The organism is Curtobacterium sp. CFBP9011, from assembly GCF_034045095.1.
Taxonomy (GTDB): domain Bacteria; phylum Actinomycetota; class Actinomycetes; order Actinomycetales; family Microbacteriaceae; genus Curtobacterium.
On sequence record NZ_JAXCWN010000003.1, the window covers coordinates 14041 to 32615 of the forward strand.

17 protein-coding genes are annotated in these 18575 nt (G+C 70.5%); 5 read left to right on the forward strand and 12 right to left on the reverse strand.

Translation table 11 applies throughout. The annotated features are described in order from the left end of the window. Positions 1 to 7: 7 nt before the first annotated feature. From SOM35_RS07340 to SOM35_RS07360, 5 genes are all read right to left on the reverse strand, one after another. Positions 8 to 1126, reverse strand: coding sequence for an alkene reductase (locus tag SOM35_RS07340; protein ID WP_320514924.1), 1119 nt, complete (start codon positions 1124 to 1126; stop codon positions 8 to 10). Positions 1127 to 1167: 41 nt separating this feature from the next. Beyond that, positions 1168 to 1380, reverse strand: a complete 213-nt coding sequence (locus SOM35_RS07345; protein ID WP_111074797.1) for a hypothetical protein — start codon at positions 1378 to 1380, stop codon at positions 1168 to 1170. A 61-nt stretch (positions 1381 to 1441) separates the two neighbouring features. After that, entirely contained in the window at positions 1442 to 1885 is a 444-nt protein-coding gene (locus tag SOM35_RS07350) for a MarR family winged helix-turn-helix transcriptional regulator (RefSeq protein ID WP_111074796.1), read from the reverse strand. Between the two features lie 202 nt (positions 1886 to 2087). Further along, on the reverse strand, positions 2088 to 4799 hold the full coding sequence (locus SOM35_RS07355; RefSeq protein ID WP_320514925.1) for an MMPL family transporter: 2712 nt from the start codon (positions 4797 to 4799) through the stop codon (positions 2088 to 2090). 79 nt (positions 4800 to 4878) lie between these two features. Beyond that, positions 4879 to 5514 carry a TetR/AcrR family transcriptional regulator gene (locus tag SOM35_RS07360; protein WP_221850868.1) on the reverse strand — a complete coding sequence of 212 codons (636 nt, stop codon included), beginning with the start codon at positions 5512 to 5514 and terminating at the stop codon, positions 4879 to 4881. A gap of 145 nt (positions 5515 to 5659) precedes the next feature. Here SOM35_RS07360 and bla point away from each other — a divergent pair, with 145 nt between their 5' ends. Beyond that, on the forward strand, positions 5660 to 6628 hold the full coding sequence (bla, locus tag SOM35_RS07365) for a class A beta-lactamase (RefSeq protein ID WP_320514926.1): 969 nt from the start codon (positions 5660 to 5662) through the stop codon (positions 6626 to 6628). Positions 6629 to 6737: 109 nt separating this feature from the next. On the opposite strand, the gene SOM35_RS07370 is transcribed toward bla, so the two are convergent. The 4 genes from SOM35_RS07370 to SOM35_RS07385 form a co-directional block, all read right to left on the reverse strand. Next, positions 6738 to 7754, reverse strand: a complete 1017-nt coding sequence (locus SOM35_RS07370) for an ABC transporter substrate-binding protein (protein WP_320514927.1) — start codon at positions 7752 to 7754, stop codon at positions 6738 to 6740. A 69-nt stretch (positions 7755 to 7823) separates the two neighbouring features. Then, a complete protein-coding gene (locus SOM35_RS07375; protein ID WP_320514928.1) occupies positions 7824 to 8675 on the reverse strand; it encodes an ABC transporter ATP-binding protein in 852 nt (283 codons plus the stop codon). Next, the gene (locus SOM35_RS07380; RefSeq protein WP_320514929.1) at positions 8672 to 9823 is read right to left on the reverse strand and encodes a FecCD family ABC transporter permease; all 1152 of its coding nucleotides are present in this window, start codon (positions 9821 to 9823) and stop codon (positions 8672 to 8674) included. Before SOM35_RS07380 ends, SOM35_RS07375 begins: the two co-directional genes overlap by 4 nt. Next, positions 9820 to 10899 carry a FecCD family ABC transporter permease gene (locus tag SOM35_RS07385; protein ID WP_320514930.1) on the reverse strand — a complete coding sequence of 360 codons (1080 nt, stop codon included), beginning with the start codon at positions 10897 to 10899 and terminating at the stop codon, positions 9820 to 9822. Before SOM35_RS07385 ends, SOM35_RS07380 begins: the two co-directional genes overlap by 4 nt. 28 nt (positions 10900 to 10927) lie before the next feature. On the opposite strand from SOM35_RS07385, the gene SOM35_RS07390 reads away from it, so the two are divergent. From SOM35_RS07390 to SOM35_RS07400, 3 genes are all read left to right on the forward strand, one after another. Next, a complete protein-coding gene (locus SOM35_RS07390; RefSeq protein WP_320514931.1) occupies positions 10928 to 11752 on the forward strand; it encodes a siderophore-interacting protein in 825 nt (274 codons plus the stop codon). Positions 11753 to 11838: 86 nt separating this feature from the next. Continuing rightward, positions 11839 to 12639, forward strand: coding sequence for a hypothetical protein (locus SOM35_RS07395; RefSeq protein ID WP_320514932.1), 801 nt, complete (start codon positions 11839 to 11841; stop codon positions 12637 to 12639). A gap of 54 nt (positions 12640 to 12693) precedes the next feature. After that, the gene (locus tag SOM35_RS07400) at positions 12694 to 13077 is read left to right on the forward strand and encodes a VOC family protein (RefSeq protein WP_320514933.1); all 384 of its coding nucleotides are present in this window, start codon (positions 12694 to 12696) and stop codon (positions 13075 to 13077) included. A 111-nt stretch (positions 13078 to 13188) separates the two neighbouring features. Here SOM35_RS07400 and SOM35_RS07405 read toward each other — a convergent pair whose 3' ends face one another. Genes SOM35_RS07405 through SOM35_RS07415 form a run of 3 tightly spaced genes read right to left on the reverse strand, consistent with a single transcriptional unit; the run spans position 13189 to position 16478 of the window. Next, positions 13189 to 14103: a carbohydrate ABC transporter permease gene (locus SOM35_RS07405; protein WP_111074787.1), complete on the reverse strand. Its 915-nt coding sequence runs from the start codon at positions 14101 to 14103 to the stop codon at positions 13189 to 13191. 2 nt (positions 14104 to 14105) lie between these two features. Beyond that, entirely contained in the window at positions 14106 to 15071 is a 966-nt protein-coding gene (locus SOM35_RS07410; protein WP_221850850.1) for a carbohydrate ABC transporter permease, read from the reverse strand. Between the two features lie 45 nt (positions 15072 to 15116). Beyond that, complete coding sequence (locus SOM35_RS07415) at positions 15117 to 16478, reverse strand: extracellular solute-binding protein (protein ID WP_320514934.1); 1362 nt, start codon at positions 16476 to 16478, stop codon at positions 15117 to 15119. 231 nt (positions 16479 to 16709) lie between these two features. Here SOM35_RS07415 and arfA point away from each other — a divergent pair, with 231 nt between their 5' ends. Next, a complete protein-coding gene (arfA, locus tag SOM35_RS07420) occupies positions 16710 to 18212 on the forward strand; it encodes an arabinosylfuranosidase ArfA (protein WP_111074784.1) in 1503 nt (500 codons plus the stop codon). The last annotated feature ends 363 nt before the right edge of the window (positions 18213 to 18575 follow it).

Below are 18575 nucleotides of genomic sequence, written 5' to 3' on the forward strand. Positions count from 1 at the left end.
GTGCGGACTACGCGACCGACGTGCGCACCTCGGCGAGGGTCGGGTAGTCGGTGTAGCCCTCGGCGGTCGCGCCGTAGAAGAGCTCGGGACGGGGCTCGTTGAGCTCCGCGTCCTGCTCCCAGCGCTCGGCGAGGTCCGGGTTCGCGATCGCGGGACGACCGACGGCGATGGCGTCGGCGACGTCCTCGTCGATGACGGCGATCGCCTCGTCGCGCGTGGTCATCGCGCTGAAGCCCGAGTTGACGACGAACGGGGCGCCCGCGGTGCGGCGGATGTGCTGCACGAGGTCACCGGCCGGCTCGGCGTGCAGGACGTCGATGAAGGCGAGGTCGAGCGGCGCCAGGCCCTCGGCGATCGCGGAGTAGACGGCGCGCACGTCGGCGGCGTCGTCCTCGATGACGCCCTGGATGCCGTGCTCCGGCGACAGGCGGATGCCGGTGCGGTCCGCGCCGACGGCCTCGGCGACGGCCGTGACGACCTCGACGGCGAAGCGGGCACGGTTCTCGGCCGAGCCGCCGTACTGGTCCGTGCGGGTGTTCGAGTGGCTCGACATGAACTCGTGCACCAGGTAGCCGTTGGCGCCGTGGACCTCGACACCGTCGATGCCGGCGGCGATCGCGTTGCGAGCGGCCTGGACGAAGCCCTGGACGGCCTCGGCGACCTCGTCGGTGGTCAGCTCGTGGGGGACCGGCATGTCGGCCTTCGAGCCGTCGGCCAGGTGCGTCTGACCCGGGGCGGCGACGGCGCTCGGGCCGACGATGCGCGGGGTCTGCGAGATGTCGGTGTGCGAGACGCGGCCACCGTGCATGAGCTGCATGACGATCGTGCCGCCACGCTCGTGGACGGCGTCGGCGACGCGACGCCAGCCGGCGATCTGCTCGTCGGTCTCGATGCCGGGCTGGCCGGGGTAGGAGCGGCCCTCCTGCACGGGCCAGGTGCCCTCGGTGATGATCATGCCGAGGCTCGCGCGCTGCGCGTAGTGCTCGACGAGCAGGTCGTTCGGGATCCCGTGCTCACCGGCGCGGGTGCGCGTGAGCGGGGCCATGACGATGCGGTTGCTGAGTCGGAGTGCGCCGAGGGCGGTGGGTTCGAAGAGCTTCACGCCGAGCGGGAACGCCGACACCATGTTGCCTATTCCAACTCGGTCACGCTGTCCGGTTCTCGCGCTCAGGGTCGCGGGCACACCAGCGTGGAGGAGCGGACCTGGCCCTCGGGACGGATCACGGTGTGCAGGGACAGTGGCTGGTGGCAGATCGGGCAGCCGCGGTCGACCGTGCGGTCGTCGAGGCCCTCGGGGTGACCGGCACCGATCTGGGACGGCCCCATCTTGTTGATCAGCGTGGTATTCCAGCGCTCGTACCACTGCGCGAAGCGTCCCATGGTCACCCTTCCATTCGTGCCCTGATCGTTAGTGTACGCGCTGTCTGGTGCGTTGCGCGGGTCAGGCGTGGTCGACGACCTCGAGGAGTGCCGTCAACTCGTCCTTCAGCGCCTCGAGCCGGGCCACCGGCCACCCGAGCTGGGCCGCGACCGCGACGGGGACGGCCTCGGCGCGGTCGCGGAGGGCCCGACCGGCTGTCGTCAGGGACACCGCGAGCTGTCGTTCGTCCTCGGTGCTGCGGCCGCGGCGGACGTAGCCGGACGCTTCGAGTCGCTTGAGCAGCGGACTGAGCGTCGCCGACTCCAGGCGGAGTTCTCCCGCGATCTCGCGCACCGAGCGGGGGTCGCGCTCCCAGAGCGCGAGCATCACGAGGTACTGCGGGTGCGTCAGCCCCATCGGTTCCAGGTGCTCGCGGTAGAGCCCGACCACACTCCGACTCGTGGCGGCGAGGGCGAAGCAGAGCTGCCGGTCGAGGGAGAGCGGGTCGGTCTCGGTGTGGAGCATGCGCCCACCGTACCCTTCGTGCACGAAGCAGCGGTGATCGCAACGGCGGAACACCGGTGTTCGTCTGTTGCGCCGCGCATTTGCGCGATGTGTTCGACGAACACCGGTGTTCCGCGGGGGTGGCGCGGGGTGGACGACGGACGGGAGGCCAGGGGCCGGTCTCGTGGACCGGCACCGGGCCTCCCGTCGGTGACGCTGGTGCCTACGCGCGGTGCGAGGGCGAGTGACCCGAGTCGTGGGTCGGCGCGTCCGGCTCCGCCGGAGCGGCATGCGAGCCGTGGTGTGCGTTGCCGTCGCCGTTGCCCTCGCCCGCCGTACCGGAGGACGCGTGCTGCGTCGCCTGCTGCATGCGCTCGAGCTTGGCGCCCTCGACGTCGACGTCCGGCAGGATCCGGTCGAGCCACTTCGGGATCCACCAGGCGCTCTTGCCGAGCAGGTGCATCACGGCCGGGATCAGCAGCATCCGGACGACGAACGCGTCGAGCAGGACGCCGAACGCCAGCCCGAAGCCGATCGGCTTGATGGTCGACGAGTCCGAGAAGATGAACCCGGCGAACACCGAGATCATGATGATCGCGGCCGCCGTGACCACCGCACGACCGGCGTGCAGACCACGCTGGACCGCGACCTTCGCGCTGGCCCCATGGGCGTACGCCTCGCGCATGCCGGAGACCAGGAAGAGCTGGTAGTCCATCGCGAGCCCGAACAGGATCCCGATCTCGATGATCGGCAGGAAGCTCAGGATCGGTGCCGGGTCGTGCACGCCGAACACGCTGCCGAGCCACCCGAACTGGTAGATCGCGGTCAGACCACCGAACGACGCGAGCACCGACAGGATGAACCCCGCCGTCGCCGTGATCGGCACCAGGAACGACCGGAACACGATGATCAGGATGATCAGCGACAGACCGACCACGACCGCCAGGTAGAGCGGCAGGACGTTCGCGAGCTTCTCGGACACGTCGATGTTGGCGCTGGCGTTGCCGGCGACGCCGAGCTCCACCTTGCCGTCGTCGGTCGAGACGCTCTGCGCGCGGAGGTCCTTGACGAGCGTCTCGGTGGAGACGCTGTCCGGGCCGCCGTTCGGCTTCACCTGGAACGCGATGATCGAGCGGTCCTTCGACGCGCCGATCGGCAGGACCGCGTCGACGTCGTCGTTCTTCGACAGTGCCTGACCGATCGTGACCTCGGTGCCGGTGACGTCGTCCTTGCTGACGGCCTTCGGCAGCGTCGCGACGACGAGCAGCGGGCCGTTCTGGCCGGCACCGAACTCCTTCTCGAGCGTCTTGTACGCCTTGTACTGGCTGGACTCGACCGCTTCGGACGAGCCGGAGGGCAGGCCCAGGCGCATCTGCGTGGCGGGGAGTGCGATCGTGCCGAGGACGGCGACGCCCGCGACGAGGGTGATCACGGCACGCCAGGTCGACATCGGCTTGTTCGGCACCTGCACCGAGCCGGTGTGCCCGATCTGCTGGCGCTCCTTCTTCCGGAGGATCCGCAGGCCGAGCAGCGACAGCAGCGCCGGGGTGAAGGACGTGGCGATGAGGATCGCGAACAGGACCGCGACCGCACCGACCGTGCCCATCAGGCCGAGGAACGGGATGCCGGTGATGTTCAGTGCGAGCAGCGCCACGATGACCGTCGTGCCGGCGAAGACCACCGCGTTGCCGGACGTTCCGTTCGCGAGCCCGATCGACTCGTGGACGCCCATGCCCTGCTTCAGCTGGGTCCGGTGGCGGTTGAGGATGAACAGCGAGTAGTCGATGCCGACCGCCAACCCGAGCATCACCCCGAGCACGGGCGTGACCGAGATGAACTCGACCAGGCCGGAGAAGGACAGTGAGGCGAGGGTCGCGACGCCGACACCGAGCACGGCGCTGAGCAGCGGGATCGCGGCGCCGATCACGGTGCGGAGCATGAGGAACAGCACGAGGGCGGCGATGATGACGCCGATGATCTCGCCCGGTCCGAGGATCGACGGCACGCCCTGCGCGATGTCGTTCGAGACGAAGACGTCGACGCCGCTGATCTTCGCCGCGTCCGCCCGGTCGGAGATCTCCTGCTTCGTGGTCTGCGGGACCTCGTACGTCGACTTCGTGAACTGCACCGTGCCGATGGCGGCGGAGTCGTTCGAGGACACGAAGCGGATGTCCTTCGACAGGTCGAGCAGGTCGGAGCCCTGCTCGAGGTCGCGCTCGTTGTCCGCGAGCTTCGTCGTGTTCGCGTCGATCGTCTTCTGCGCGTCGGCGGTCTTCTGCTCACCCGCGGTCAGCTGCTGCTTCTGGGCGTCGATCTGTGCCTGCGCCTGGGCGAGCTGCTGCTGGCCGGCCTGCGCCTGGGCCTGTGCGGCGGCGCTGGCGGCCGCGGCGGCCCCGGCGGCCTGTGCCTGCGCCTGTGCCTGGGCCTTCTGAGCGTCGAGCTGCGCCTGGGCGTCCGTGATCTGCTGCTGGCCGGACTCGAGCTGGGTCTTCTGCGCGTCGAGTTCCTTCTGCCCGTCCTCGATCTTCTTCCGGCCGTCGGAGATCTCCTTGCGGCCGTCGACGATCTTCTGCCGCTGGTCGTCGAGCTGCTGCTGGGTGGCGAAGCCGTCGGTGGTGCCCTTGATGCCGGGCAGGTCCTCGAGGTCGGTCAGGAACGACTTCACCCCGTCCTTCTGGCTGTCCGAGAAGGCCTTGCCGTCGGTCGTCTGGAAGACCAGCGTGCCGTTGCCGCCGTTCGCGCTCGGGAACTTGTCGGCCAGCTCGTCCTGCACCTGGCTGGTCTTCGTGCCCGGGATCGTGATCGAGGACGAGATGGTGCCCGCGAACAGGCTGAAGGTGACACCGGCGATCGCCATGAGGACGATCCAGGCGATGATCACCGTCCAGTGTCGGCGGGCCGCGAAGCGACCGAGGCGGTAGAGGAGGCCGGCCATGCTGGGCTCCGTTCCTTTCGTCGGGGGTGGTGCTGTCGAACGGGGTGCGCCGGTGGACCCCTGGGAGGACGTCGAGTGGTCAGTGTTCGGGCAGGTACCCGCTGCGGACGCTGTGCACGAGCCGTCCGAGCAGGGCGTCCCAGTCGTCCCGGGCCTGGTCGTCCAGGCGGGGGCCGGTGGTCGAGATCCAGTGGTCGGCGATGACGACGATGCCGCTCATCAGCGAGTCCACCAGGAGTGCGGTGTCCAGGGCATCAGCTGCGTGGTGCCGACGGGCGACCTCGCTGCGGAGGCGCCCGGTCACGCGGGCGAACGCGGTCTGCGTGAGGGCGGCCGCCTTCGGGTCGTCGTCTTCGGGCTCGCCGAGGATGCCGTACAGCTGGACGATCGCGCCGGGCAGGTCGGTGCCGCGGGCGGCGGATTCGAGCTCGTCGAACATCGCGGCACGGCTGCCGTCGCCGACCGGGGTGTTCGCGATCTCGGCGAGGAACTGGTCGATGATCACCGACAGCACCTCTTCGCACACCGACAGGCGGATCTCATCGAGCGACGCGAAGTGGTTGAACACCGTGCGTCGGGCGACGTCGGCGCGGGCGGCGAGCTCGTCGACGCTGAACTCGCCGCCGCGCTCGTCGATCAGGTCGCGAGCGGCCTGCAGGATCGCTGCCCGGTGCCGTGCCTTGAGGGCAGCACGGCGGTCGGGTGAGAGGGTCACGGAGAAGACACTAAGTGCATCGATGCACTCGGTGCACCTTCCTGGAGATGATCCCCAGGTTCGTCCCCCGACCAGCGGGAGCGGACCTGCGGGAGCCCGCAGGCGCACTCGGGGACAGGCAGGATCGCCGCACTATCGTGTGACGATGCCGGACCGGACGAGGGTGATCATCGCGACCGTGCTCCTCGTCGCGGCCACCATCGCGCTGTCCGGCTGCCAGTCGGTGACCGTGCCGGTCGGGCTCCCGAGCACCGCACCCAGCGCGGGGACGCGCCGGGACGCGGGCGCGCCGACCCCTGCGGCACCGACCCCGGCGAGCACGACGAGCGCCGCCACCACCCAGGCGCTCGACGCGCTCGAGCGCCGCGACGACGCCCGCCTGGGCCTCGTGGCGATCGACACCGGCAGCGGGGCGACCGTCACACACCGGGCGGGGGAGCGGTTCGCGTTCGCGTCGGCTGCGAAGGTGTTCATCGCCGCGACAGTCCTGGACGACGCCCGGTCGGGCGACCTCGACGCCGTCGTGCCGATCGAGCAGCGCGACCTGCTGTCGTACGCCCCGGTGACGTCGCAACACGTCGGCTCGGGTATGACCGTCCGAGCGCTGCTCGACGCGATGCTGCGCTCGAGCGACAACACGGCGGCGAACCTGCTCGTCGAACGGGTCGGCGGCCCGTCGGTCGTGCAGCAGTGGCTCCGGGGGATCGGCGACCAGGTCACCCAGGTCGTCCGGGTCGAGCCCGACCTCAACGAGGCCGCCCCCGGCGACGAGCGCGACACGACCACACCGGCCCAGTTCGCGGCGGACCTGCGGACCGTCCTGCTCGGCGACGCGCTGCGGCCGGAGGACCGGAAGATGCTCGTCGACACGATGGCCGGCACCACCACGGGTGCGGGGACCATCCGCGCCGGTGTCCCGACGGGCTGGTCGGTCGCCGACAAGACCGGCACCGGCTCCTACGGGGTGCGGAACGACGTCGGGATCGTCACACCGCCGGGCCGGGCGCCGATCGTCCTCGTCGTGATGACCAGTCGGTCGCGGGCGGACGCGGCGCCGGTCGACGCGCTCGTCGCGGCGGCGGCCAAGGTGACCGTGGCCGCCCTGCCCGGCTGACCGGCGCAGGCAGACGACGGAACGGGAGGCTCCCCACCAGCTGGTGGGGAGCCTCCCGTTCGTCGTGCCGTCGCGCCGGCCGTGCCGTTCCGCTGGTCTGGCGGTCGTGTCAGGAGACCGGCTTGCTCTCGTCGATCCAGCCCGCGAGCTTCGTCATGTAGTCGGCCTGCGAGGCGTAGTCGAGGGCGGGGAAGGTCCAGCTGTGGACCTGGCCGGCCGCGAGGGCGGCGTTGTCGGCGAACGTCGGCTGCTTCTCGAGGTCCGCGACCTGGTACCCCTGCTGCGAGAGCAGGATCACGTCGCCGGTGATCTGGCCCGCGTTCTCCCAGCTGTAGATGCCCCAGTACCAGCCCTTGGGCTTCGGGACGACGAAGTCGACGCCGAAGTCGGTGTACATCTGCAGCGTCGGCTCGTCGGACGGGCGGGTGACGTAGGCGCCGTCGCCGTCCGCGTACATCGAGACGATGGACAGGTCCTTGCCCTTCACGGCCTTCTGCAGCGCGTCCTTGGCGGTGTCGAAGTCCTTCTCGGCGGCCTCGACCCGGTTCTCCTTCGCCCCGAGGGACTCGGCGAGGTCGGCGATGTGCTCGATGACGTCCTCGCCCTCGCCGCCCCACTTGACCTGGGCGATCGGTGCGATGGCCGCGACCTGCTGCTGCTGTTCCTTGTCCTTGAAGCCGTAGGCCGGCTGGCTGGTGTCGAGCGTCCCCTTGGCGTCCGTCGGGTAGACCGACGTGACGACGAGGTCGGGCTTCAGTGCCGCGAGCTTCTCGAGGTCGATGTCGCCGTAGCCGTTGCCGAGCTGCGTGATGCCGTCCTTGTCGAGATCCGTGAAGCGCTGGTCCTTCGCCATGGTCAGCTGCCCGAAGGTGCCGACCGGGCGCAGGCCGTACTCGATGAACGAGATCGCGATGTCGTTGAGGACCACGACGCGCTTCGGGGTGTGGTCGACCTTGACGGTCGCTCCGGTGGCGTCCTCGTACGACCACGCGCGGGAGGACGCGCTCGTGCCGTCGCCGGCGTCGTCGTATCCGCCGGTGCTCGAGCAGCCGGTCAGGATGAGGGCCGTCGCGGTGACGGCGGTCAGGAGGGCGGCACGGACCGTGCCGCGGCGGAGAGTGTTCACGTTAGGTGAGCCTAACCTAACCCGAATGGATGCACCAGTTCCGTGGTGGATCCCGGGCCGGGAGGCGTGTCAGACGTCGTGCTCGTCGGCCTCCGGCACCACCATGGGCGCCCCCGTCACCGGGTCCGGCACGACACGGGCGTGCAGACCGAACGCCTGCGCGAGGACGGCCGGGGTGAGGACCTGGGCGGGCGTCCCGTCGGCCACCACCCCGCCGTCGTGCAGCACCACGAGTCGGTCCGAGTACCGCGCGGCCAGGGTCAGGTCGTGCAGCACCATCACGACGGTCGAGCCCTGCTCGCGGTTGATCCGCCGGACGAGCCGGAGGACGTCGAGCTGGTGCGCCAGGTCCAGGTAGGTCGTCGGTTCGTCGAGCAGGAGCGTGTCCGCCCGCTGCGCCAGGACCAGGGCGATCCAGGCACGCTGACGCTGCCCGCCGGACAGGCTCGCGACGTCACGGTGGGCGACCTCGGTCAGGCCGGTCGCCGCGATGGCGTCCTCGGCGACGGCCGCGTCCTCCGCCGTCCACGGACGGGCCCACGACTGGTGCGGGTTCCGGCCGCGCATCACCAGGTCGAGCACGCTCGTGCCGGCCGGGGCGAGCGGCGACTGCGGCAGGATCGCGAGCTGCCGCGCGACTGCCCGGTTCGGTTCCTTCCGGATCGGCCTGCCGTCCAGCAGTACCTCGCCGGCCTGCGGCTTGAGCACCCGTCCGAGCGCCTTGAGGAGCGTCGACTTGCCGCAGCCGTTCGCGCCGAGGAACGTCGTCACGGTGCCGTGCTCGATCGTCAGGTCGAGGTCGCGGATGACCGGGGTCCGGTCGTACCCGACGGACAGGCCACGGGCCTCCAGGACGGGCGCGGTGTGCTCGAGGGCGGCGGCCGGCATCTCGGTCGGGACCGGGTGGGTCGTCGTGGTCATCGGGACATCTCCTTGCGGTGACGGATGAGGAGCCAGATCAGGTACGGGGCGCCGATCACGGTGGTGACGATGCCGACCGGCACCTGCCAGGGGAAGACCGAGCGGGCGAGCAGGTCCGCGCCGAGGACCAGCACCGCGCCGAGCGCTGCCGACAGCAGCAGCGGTGGCCGGTTCGTCCCCGCGATCCGCAGTGCGATCTGCGGCACCACGAAGGCGACGAAGCCGACCGGGCCGGCGGCGGCGACCGCGGCGGCCGTCAGGACGACCGCCAGGCCGATCACGAGCAGCCGGTGCCGCTGGACACCCAGTCCGACGCCGGTGGCGACCTCGTCGCCGAGCTGGCCGATGCCGAGCGCGCCGGAGGTGGCGAGGGCGAGCGGCACGCCGACGGCGGCGATGACGAGCAGCGGCCACACCGTCGTCCACGAGGTGCTCGACAGGCTGCCGACGAGCCACTGCGACGCGGCGGTGGCCTGGGTGATCTTCGCGCGGACGAGCAGGTAACTCGTGACGGCGTCGAGGGTCGCGCTGACCCCGATGCCGACCAGGATCAGACGGTGGCTCTGCACGCCGCCGCGCCAACCGAGCCCGTAGACGATCGTCGCCGCGACCAGAGCACCGATCGTCGCGGCGACCGGGATGCCGCCGCCGAGGACCAGCGCGCTCACCGAGGAACCACCGCCGCCGAGGACGACCGCCGCCACCGCGCCGACGCTCGCGCCGGAGGTCACGCCGATGATGTCCGGCGTGCCGAGCGGGTTGCGGGTGAACGTCTGCGTCAGGGCGCCGGCGACCGCGAGCGTCACCCCGACCAGCGCGCCGGTCAGGACACGGGGCAGGCGCAGGGTCGTCACGATGAACTGGTCCGGCCCGGACTCCAGGCCGAGCAGCGCACGGACGACGGTGCCCGGGGCGATGAACGTGGACCCGATCGCGACGCCGAGGACGACGAGCAGCAGGGCGGCGACGACCGCGACGACCGAGGTGGTGAGGACGCGGGGACGCCAGGCGAGACCGACGGGGCCGATGCGGACGCCGCGGCGGGGGCCGGTGGTGGTGCCCGCGGTGGTCCCCGTGCTGGTCGGTGACGGCTGTCCGGCGGGCCCGTCGGTCGGCCGGTCGGTGTCGACCCGCGTCGTGGCGCTCACAGGGACACCAGCGATCGGCGACGGGCGACGGCGACGAACACCGGACCACCGATGACGGCCAGGACGATGCCGACCTCGACCTCGGCGAACCCGCCGATCAGGCGACCGACCACGTCCGCGACCAGGACCAGCACGGCCCCGAGCAGCGCCGACGCCGGCAGGGTCCAGCGGTGCCCGGTGCCCACGACGGCACGGGCCACGTGCGGCACGGTCAACCCGACGAAGGCGATCGGACCGGCCGCGGCGGTGGCACCGGCGGCCAGCAGGGTGATGCCACCGAGGCCGACGAGCCGCGCGGTGAGCAGGTCCTCGCCGAGGCCCTTCGCCAGCTCCGACCCGAGCCCGAGTGCGTCGAGTGCGCGGGTGTTCCAGATCGCGAGCACGAGTCCGACGGCCATGAACGGCCACGCGGCAGCGAGCACGTCGAGCTGCCGGCCGGACAGGGACCCGACGACCCAGAGCCGGTACGCGTCGAGGGAGTCCTGGTCGGTGAGCACGATGAAGGACGTCAGTGCCCCGAGCAGGGCGGACACCGCGGCTCCGGCCAGGGCGAGCGGCACCGGGCTGGCGGTCCCGCTGCCGGCGACGGTCACCGAGAAGACGACGACGCTCGCGACGACCGCACCGACCAGCGCGAACCAGACCGAGGCGCTGGTGCTCGTGACGCCGAAGACGAAGACCCCGAGGACGACCGCCAGACCGGCACCGGCGGAGACGCCGAACAGGCCGGGGTCGGCGAGCGGGTTCCGTGTGTGCCCCTGCATGAGCAGTCCGGCGATCCCGAGGGCCGCGCCGACGCTCGCGCCGATCAGGGTGCGGGGGACACGGGAGCCCCAGACGATCGCCTCGTCGGTCCCGGAACCGCTGCGCATCAGCCCGGCGAACACCCGGTCGGCACCGATGTGGTTGCTGCCGAGGAGCATGCTCGCGACCGCTGCCACCACGACCAGCACGGCCAGCCCGAGCAGGACCGCCACCCGACGTCGGGCGGTCCGGCGGTGCACACCGGAGGCGCCGATCACCGCTCCGGGCAGGGCGGCGGGCGCGGTCGGGACGGCGAGGGGAGGGGGTGGCACGGAAGCCATATTAGGTTAGCCTTCCCTCATGGCGAAGATCCCGAGGCTGATGCCCGAGAACCCGCGGCTGTTCCGGGCGAGTGTCGTCCGCACCGAACGGCACACCCCGTCGATCCACCGCGTCACCATCGCGAGCGACGAGATCCGCGACTTCCCGTTCCTCGGCTTCGACCACTGGTTCCGCCTGTTCCTGCAGCGCCCCGAGCAGGACGCGTTCGTGATGCCCGAGCTCGACGGCGCCAAGTGGTGGCCGCAGTACCTCCGCATCGCCGAGGACGCCCGACCGCACTGCGCGAACTACACCGTCGCTGGACACCGCCCCGAACTCGGCGAGATGGACATCGACTTCGTGGTGCACACCGGCGCCGACGGCCAGCTCGAGGGCCGCGCTGCGATCTGGGCCTGCGGTGCCCGCCCCGGCGACGAACTCGCGCTCCTCGACCAGGGCTGCATCTTCGACTGCCCGGACGACGCCACCGAGGTCGTCATCGCCGCCGAGGAGACCGGTCTGCCCGCCGTCGTCGGCATCGCCCGCTCCCTGCCGCGGGACACCATCGGCCGCATCATCCAGGAGGTCCCGTCGGCGCTCGACATCCGCGACCTCGACGCCCCGGTCGGCGTCACCGTCACCTGGCTCGTCCGCGGTGACGTCCATGCGGTCCCCGGACGCGCGGCGCTCGCCGAACTGCAGCGGCACGTGCCGTCCGACGACCGCGGCTACGCGTTCGTCGTGGGGGAGTCCCGCCTGGCCACCGAGGGGCGCCGCCACCTGCACCGCGCCGGACTGCCGAAGTCGCGCATCACCTTCTCGGGGTTCTGGAAACACGAGGCCCGCCAGCCCGCGATGGCCTGACCGCGCGGCGTCCGCCTGACTGCTCGGATCACCTGACTGCTCGGATCGCCTGGCCGCGCGGCGTCCGCCTGTGGCACGCTGTCCGCATGGGGGGACGACGGACGACCGACCCGCGCCGGGGGCGCACCCGGCGAGCGAGCCTGGTGGGGGTGGTCCTCACCGCCGTCCTGCTGGTGACCGGCTGCTCCCTGATCCCCGGCAGCGGCTCGGGCAGCGCCGACACGGCGTCGAGCGATCGCTCCTCCGCCGGCGCGACGACGACTCCGCGTGCGACGCCCACCCCGACCCCCACCCCCACGCCGACGACACCGCCGGTCGCCGAGCTCACCGGCGTCACGCTCGACGCGGGGGACGTCGCCGAGGGTGCTCCCGGGACCGTCTCCGGCACCGGCCCCTCGGACATCGCGTTCCGGGTCCGCGGGGACTTCGGCGTCATCGCCGCCCTGGACTGTTCGGGGTGCACCGGTACCGCGACCATCACGGCACCCGGGCGGATGTCGCCGTTCGGCTCCGCTCGGGCACCCCTCAAGGCGTCGTTCGTGACCAGCGTCCTGAAGAACGACCCGAAGCAGCAGATGCTCATCATCGAGGCCGACGGCCCCTGGTCGCTCACGCTGAGCAGCTGGAACGACCTGGCCACCGTGTCCGGGCCGCAGTCCGGCACCGGGCCGGCCGTGCTGTTCTTCTCGGACGACGTCGGGCACGTGAAGGTCGACTACACGCCGGCCAGCGCGGACGACCGCTTCGGCCTCCGGGTCTTCACGACCTCGGACGCCACCCGGATCTACGGCGACACGGAGGCGTTCTCCGAGACCTTCGAGGCCGATCTGCCGGGCATCCTCGCGATCGCCACGAACGGCAAGTGGACCGTCACCCCGACACCCTGACCGGTCGGCGTCTCCCCAGGACCCGGTCGGGTGCCCCGCGGGTAGCCTCGCGCCATGAGCTGCCGACTGAGTGAACTGGTCCTCAACTGCGACGACCCCGAGGCCCTGTCCCGCTTCTGGTGCGCCGTCCTCGACTACGTCGAACTCGGCAAGGACGAGGACGGCATCGAGATCGGCCCGGCCTCCGGCTTCGGCGGCGCGACCCCGACGATCGTCCTGTCCCGGGTGCCGCACGCGAAGACGCAGCCGCTCCGCCTGCACCTCGACGTCAACCCGGTCGACCGCGACCAGGACGCCGAGCTCGAACGCCTCCTCGCGCTCGGGGCGCGACCGGCGGACGTCGGCCAGACCGGCGACGAGTCCTGGCACGTGCTCCAGGACCCGGAGGGCAACGAGTTCTGCCTCCTCCGGTCGCGGCTCGAGCCGCTCGCCGGCTGAAGGGCGCTCCATGGGTGCGGACCGCACCCATGACGGACGGGAGGCTCCCCACCAGCTGGTGGGGAGCCTCCCGTCCGTCACGTGGTCCGGACCGGACTGCCGGACCGGGCGTCAGCCCTTCAGGCCGGAGCCGGTGACACCCTCGACGATCTGCCGCTGGAAGATCAGGTACAGGATGATCAGCGGCAACGCCGCCAGGATCGCACCCGCCTGGATGTCCGCGTAGCGCTGACCGAAGCTGCCCTGGACCGTGGCGAGCCCGACCGGGATCGTCATGAGGTCCGGGTTCGACAGCACGAACAGCGGCAGCAGCAGGTTGTTCCAGACCCCGACGAACGTCAGGATCGTCACCGCGGCGATCACCGGACGCGACAGCGGCAGGATGACCGACCAGTAGATCTTCCAGATGCCGGCGCCGTCGATGCGCGCGGCCTCTTCCAGCTCCTTCGGGATGCCGTCGAAGAACTGCTTGAAGATGAAGACCGCGATCACGGCCGGCACCTGCGGGAAGATCACCGACCAGTAGGTGTTGAGCAGGTTGACCGCGTTGAGCTCCTGGAAGATCGGGATGATCAGGACCTGCGTCGGGATCATGATGCCCAGGATGATGAGCAGGAACGCGATGTTCCGGCCACGGAACACCAGCCGCGACAGCGCGAAGGCCGCCATCGACGCGAAGATCACCGTGAGCACCGCGGTGACGACGCTCGTGACACCGCTCGCCAGGTACCAGTTCCAGATGTCGCCGGACTGGAACAGCGACGCGTAGGAGTGCAGCGTCGGGTTCCAGTTCGACAGGATCGACTTCGCGCCGAGTGCGGCCACGCCGTTGTCGGACAGCGAGGTCTTCAGCGCGAACAGGCTCGGGATGAGCCAGATGATCGCGAACACCGTCAGGACGACGGCCGACGCGATCGTGAAGCCGCGGCCGCTGACGCCGATCTTCGCGGCGCTCGTGGGAGCGGCCGACGAGACGCCGGTGCGGAGCTTGGTGCGGCCGGTGGTGATGCTCTCGGTGGCGGTCATGATCAGGCTCCGATCTCACGCTTGGCGGCAGCGCGCTCGACGAGCTGCCGGATGATCGCGATGGCGACGATCACGATGAACAGCAGGACGGACGCGGCCGAGGCGGCGCCGAGTCGGTTGTCGGTGAAGCCGACGCCGGTGATGAGCTGCAGCGAGACCTGGGTGGAGATGCCCGGGCCGCCGTTCGTCATCAGGTACACCTGGTCGAAGATCTTCAGGCTGGCGATGATCTGCAGCAGGATGACGAGCGTCGTGGTGCGGCCGAGCAGCGGCAGGGTGATCGACTTGATCTGCTGCCAGTTCGAGGCCCCGTCAACGGCGGCTGCTTCGTACAGCTCGCGGGGGATCTCCTGCAGGCCGGCCAGGTACAGCACGAAGTTGAAGCCGAGCGTCCACCAGACGGTGGCGATGGCGACACCGATCATCGCCGTGTTCGGGCTGGACAGCATGCCGGAGCCGGGGGTCAGGCCGATCGCCGACTGGATCGTGGCGAACAGGCCGGTGGCCGGCGTGAAGATGAACACCCAGATCAGCGAGATCGTCGCCGACGGCAGGATGAACGGCAGGAAGAACGCCAGGCGGAAGAACCACTGGCCCTTGTTCATGCGGTTCGTCAGCACGGCGAACACGAACGCCAGGACCACCAGCGGCGGGGTCGTGTAGAGCGTGAACTGCAGGGTGTGCCAGAGCGACGACCAGAAGTCGGAGCGCCCGAGCATCTCGGCGTAGTTCGCGAACCCGGCGAAGCTGCCGAGGCCGGTGCGGACGGTCGAGGTGTTGAAGAAGCTCGTGACGATCATCCAGACCGTCGGGCCGAGCAGGAAGGCCACGTAGAACAGGCCGAAGGGGGCGAGGAACAGCCACCCGCTGCGGCCCTGGCCGCGGGTGAGGCTGCTCTTGTAGGTGCGGAGTCGTCGGGGCGCGGCGGCCGCGTCCGTGGGGCGGTCGAGGACAGGTGCTGTGGTCACGTCATCGTGCCTTTCGCGCGGTGTTCACGGTGGTCGCGTGCCCGTTCACAGGGGGCTCGGGGTGTTGAGGTAGGTCGCCAGCTGGCTCTTGATCGCGCTGAGTGCCTGCGCGGGACTCGAGCTGCCCTGCTGCACGAGGGCGAGCTGCGCGCCGACGGTGCCCTCGAACGTCGAACCCGATCCGCCGTACCAGGCGGCGTCGTCGAAGACCGCGGTCTCGGCGGCGGCGGCGTAGTTCGACTGCGGCTTGAGCTCCTTGTACTTCGTGCTGTCGAACGTCGGCATGTAGGCCGGCACGTGCCCGCCCTCGGCCCAGGTCAGGCTCTGCTCGAGCATCTGCTTGATGAAGAGCAGCGCCGCCTTCTTCTGCTCCGGCGTACGGTCCTTCTTCGGCAGGATGAAGGTGTGCGAGTCAGCCTGGGTGGCGGGCTTGTCGTACAGCGTCGGGATCGGCGCCATGCCGAACTTCAGTCCCTTGATCGACTGGGCGGTGCTGATCTCCCACTCGCCCTGCATGAAGAAGCCGGCCTTGCCGTCGAACATCAGCGACTGCGCGGTGGCGTAGTCCAGGGCCTTGTTCATCCAGCCCTGCTTCACCCACTTCTGGGTGCGGTTGGTGACCTCGTTGTAGGCGTCCTCGTTGACGGTGAGCTTCGCGCCGCCGTCGCTGATGAACGGCGTCGCACCGTTGATCTGGTTGTACATCGTCCAGAAGAAGCGCCACGGGGTCGCGGTCTCGGGCACGACGTTCGCGACGTTGAGCGCGGTCCCGCCGGTGACCTTCGACACGGCGGCCAGGGCGCTCTCGAACGCGTCCATGCCGTCCAGGTTCTTGAGCTCGTCATTACCGTCGAGCAGCCCCGCCTTCTTGCACACGTCCACGTTGTAGAACAGCACGAACGGGTGGGTGTCGAGCGGGATGGCGATGTTGGCGCCGTCGGTCTTCTGCGCGGCCCACGCCTTCTGGTTGAAGTCGCTGGCCTTGAGTCCGACGCCGGCCAGGTCGTCCGCCGTGATCGGGTCCAGCAGGTCGCCGTCCCAGAGCGGCTTCGCCCGGGTCAGGTGGGCGATCGCGACGTCCGGCGGCTTGTTCCCGACGGTCGCCAGTGTCAGCTTGGAGTAGTACGGGTTGCCCCAGGCGAAGGTCGTCGCCTGCAGGGACGACGAGCCGCCGTGCTGCTTGGCGTAGCCGTCCTCCATCGTCTGCATGCGGACACCGTCGCCGCCGCCGAAGAGGTTCCAGAAGACGAGCGTCTCGGGGTTGAGCGCGCTGCCGGCGAGTCCGGCGGAGAGCGGGCTGGAGCAGGCGGCGAGTGGCAGGACCGTGGCGGCCGCAGCTCCGGCGGCGAGCAGGCTCCTCCGGGTGAAGGTGGACCCGCGGAGGGGTGGGACGGATCGGTTCGGCATGGCATCACTCCATCGGGACGGGCCGAAGCGGGACGGTCATCCGGGGAGGAACGACGTCCCGATCGCGGGGCGTCGGTGCCCCGTGAGCGCTCACATTAGCGCCGCGCCGACGTACGCACCAGCCCTTCCGTCCCGTGTCGACACCCGATAGCGTTTCCTGCAGGTGAGCGCTCACTTCCGTGACCCTGCGGAACACTCGTGCTCGACGCACAGCCTGATCGAAGGAGATCCATGCCCCGCACACACCTCGTCCTCGACTCCGCGTTCACGGTGGGCCCGGTGCGGCGCCGACTGTTCGGCGGTTTCGTCGAGCACCTCGGCCGCCACGTCTACGACGGCATCCACGAACCCGCCCACGAGTCGGCCGACGAGCACGGCTTCCGCAAGGACGTCATCGAACTCGTCAAGGAGCTCGGCGTCACGACCATCCGCTACCCCGGCGGCAACTTCGTCTCCGGCTACAAGTGGGAGGACGGCGTCGGCCCGGTCGAGCAGCGTCCCCGCCGGCTCGACCTGGCGTGGCACTCGACCGAGACCAACGAGGTCGGCCTGCACGAGTTCCAGCAGTGGCTCGACTCCGTCGGCTCGGAGCTCATGCTCGCCGTGAACCTCGGCACGCGCGGGGCCGCCGAGGCCATCGAGCTGCTCGAGTACGCGAACATCCCGGGTGGCACCGCCCGCTCCGAGGAGCGCAAGGCGAACGGCCGCGAAGAGCCCTTCGGCATCACCATGTGGTGCCTCGGCAACGAGATGGACGGCCCGTGGCAGCTCGGCCACAAGAACGCCGAGGACTACGGCAAGCTCGCCGCCATGACCGCGAAGGCCATGCGGCAGATCCAGCCCGACCTCGAACTCGTCGCGTGCGGATCCTCGGGCGCGTCGATGCCGACGTTCGGTGAGTGGGAGCGCACCGTCCTCGAGCACGCCTACGAGGACGTCGACTACATCTCGGCGCACGCCTACTACGAGGAGGACCAGGACCTCACCTCGTTCCTGGCCTCCGGCGCCAACATGGACCACTTCATCAAGACGGTGACGACCGCCGCGGACCACGTGCAGGCGCACAAGGGTTCCGACAAGCGGATCGACATCTCGTTCGACGAGTGGAACGTCTGGTCGATCACGAAGTGGGAGGCCCAGCAGAAGACGTTCACGCTCGACGAGTGGCCGGTCGCCCCGCGCCTCCTGGAGGACGTCTACACCGTCGCCGACGCCGTCGTCCTGGGCGGTCTGCTCATCTCGCTCCTGCGCCACGCGGACCGCGTCGCATCCGCGTCGATCGCGCAGCTCGTCAACGTGATCGGCCCGATCATGACCGAGCCCGGTGGCGAGGCCTGGCGCCAGACCACGTTCTTCCCGTTCTCGGTCACCTCGCGCCTGGCGCACGGTACGTCGCTCAACGTCGTGGCCTCGGGTGACACGATCGACGGCGGCAAGCACGGCACCGTGCCGGTCGTCGACTCGGCGGCCACGGTCGAGGACGGCCGCGCCGCGGTGTTCCTCGTCAACCGCCACCAGTCCGAGAGCACGACGGTCACGATCGACCTGTCCGGCCTCGACGTCGACGGGGACGTGCACGCGGAGGGCATCTGGGACGATGATCTGCACGCCGTGAACGACCTGTCGAACACCTCCCGCGTCGGCCTGCGGACCAACGAGTCCGTGCGCCGCGAGGGTGACACGATCACGATCGAGCTGCCGCCCGTCTCCTGGACGGCGCTCTCGATCGGGTAGTCGCCTCGGCGCACGCTGCGTGCGGCGAGCGTCGAGTGAGCAGAGGACGCCGGGTCCCTTCGGGGGCCCGGCGTCCTTCTCTGTGCGGGCGCGCGGCGGGTGGCGGGGGCGGCGCGGGCCGAGCCTCGGCTGGGCGGGCATGTTGCGGCGTGCGCGTGGCGCGTTCTGTCCGCATGGCCGAGGCTCGGCACGTTTCGCGCTGGGGGACACCGCTCGCGGTGGCTGCCGCGCGGCCTGTCGCCGGGCGCGAGTCTCGTGCGGCCGGGAGGCGCGTGGCGGGCCGGCACCGTGCCTCCCGGGGCCGAGCCTCGGCTGGGTGGGCATGGTGCGGTGTGCGTGCGGCGCGTTCTGTCCGCGTGGCCG

Excerpts from the sequence above, each read along its gene's own strand:
- SOM35_RS07400 (WP_320514933.1), top strand. The coding sequence starts at position 12,694 with ATGAGCTGCCGACTGAGTGAACTGGTCCTCAACTGCGACGACCCCGAG.
- SOM35_RS07390 (WP_320514931.1), top strand. The coding sequence starts at position 10,928 with ATGGCGAAGATCCCGAGGCTGATGCCCGAGAACCCGCGGCTGTTCCGG.
- SOM35_RS07405 (WP_111074787.1), bottom strand. The coding sequence starts at position 14,103 with ATGACCGCCACCGAGAGCATCACCACCGGCCGCACCAAGCTCCGCACC.
- SOM35_RS07395 (WP_320514932.1), top strand. The coding sequence starts at position 11,839 with ATGGGGGGACGACGGACGACCGACCCGCGCCGGGGGCGCACCCGGCGA.
- SOM35_RS07375 (WP_320514928.1), bottom strand. The coding sequence starts at position 8,675 with ATGACCACGACGACCCACCCGGTCCCGACCGAGATGCCGGCCGCCGCC.
- arfA (WP_111074784.1), top strand. The coding sequence starts at position 16,710 with ATGCCCCGCACACACCTCGTCCTCGACTCCGCGTTCACGGTGGGCCCG.
- SOM35_RS07415 (WP_320514934.1), bottom strand. The coding sequence starts at position 16,478 with ATGCCGAACCGATCCGTCCCACCCCTCCGCGGGTCCACCTTCACCCGG.
- SOM35_RS07340 (WP_320514924.1), bottom strand. The coding sequence starts at position 1,126 with ATGGTGTCGGCGTTCCCGCTCGGCGTGAAGCTCTTCGAACCCACCGCC.
- SOM35_RS07355 (WP_320514925.1), bottom strand. The coding sequence starts at position 4,799 with ATGGCCGGCCTCCTCTACCGCCTCGGTCGCTTCGCGGCCCGCCGACAC.
- SOM35_RS07345 (WP_111074797.1), bottom strand. The coding sequence starts at position 1,380 with ATGGGACGCTTCGCGCAGTGGTACGAGCGCTGGAATACCACGCTGATC.
- SOM35_RS07350 (WP_111074796.1), bottom strand. The coding sequence starts at position 1,885 with ATGCTCCACACCGAGACCGACCCGCTCTCCCTCGACCGGCAGCTCTGC.
- bla (WP_320514926.1), top strand. The coding sequence starts at position 5,660 with ATGCCGGACCGGACGAGGGTGATCATCGCGACCGTGCTCCTCGTCGCG.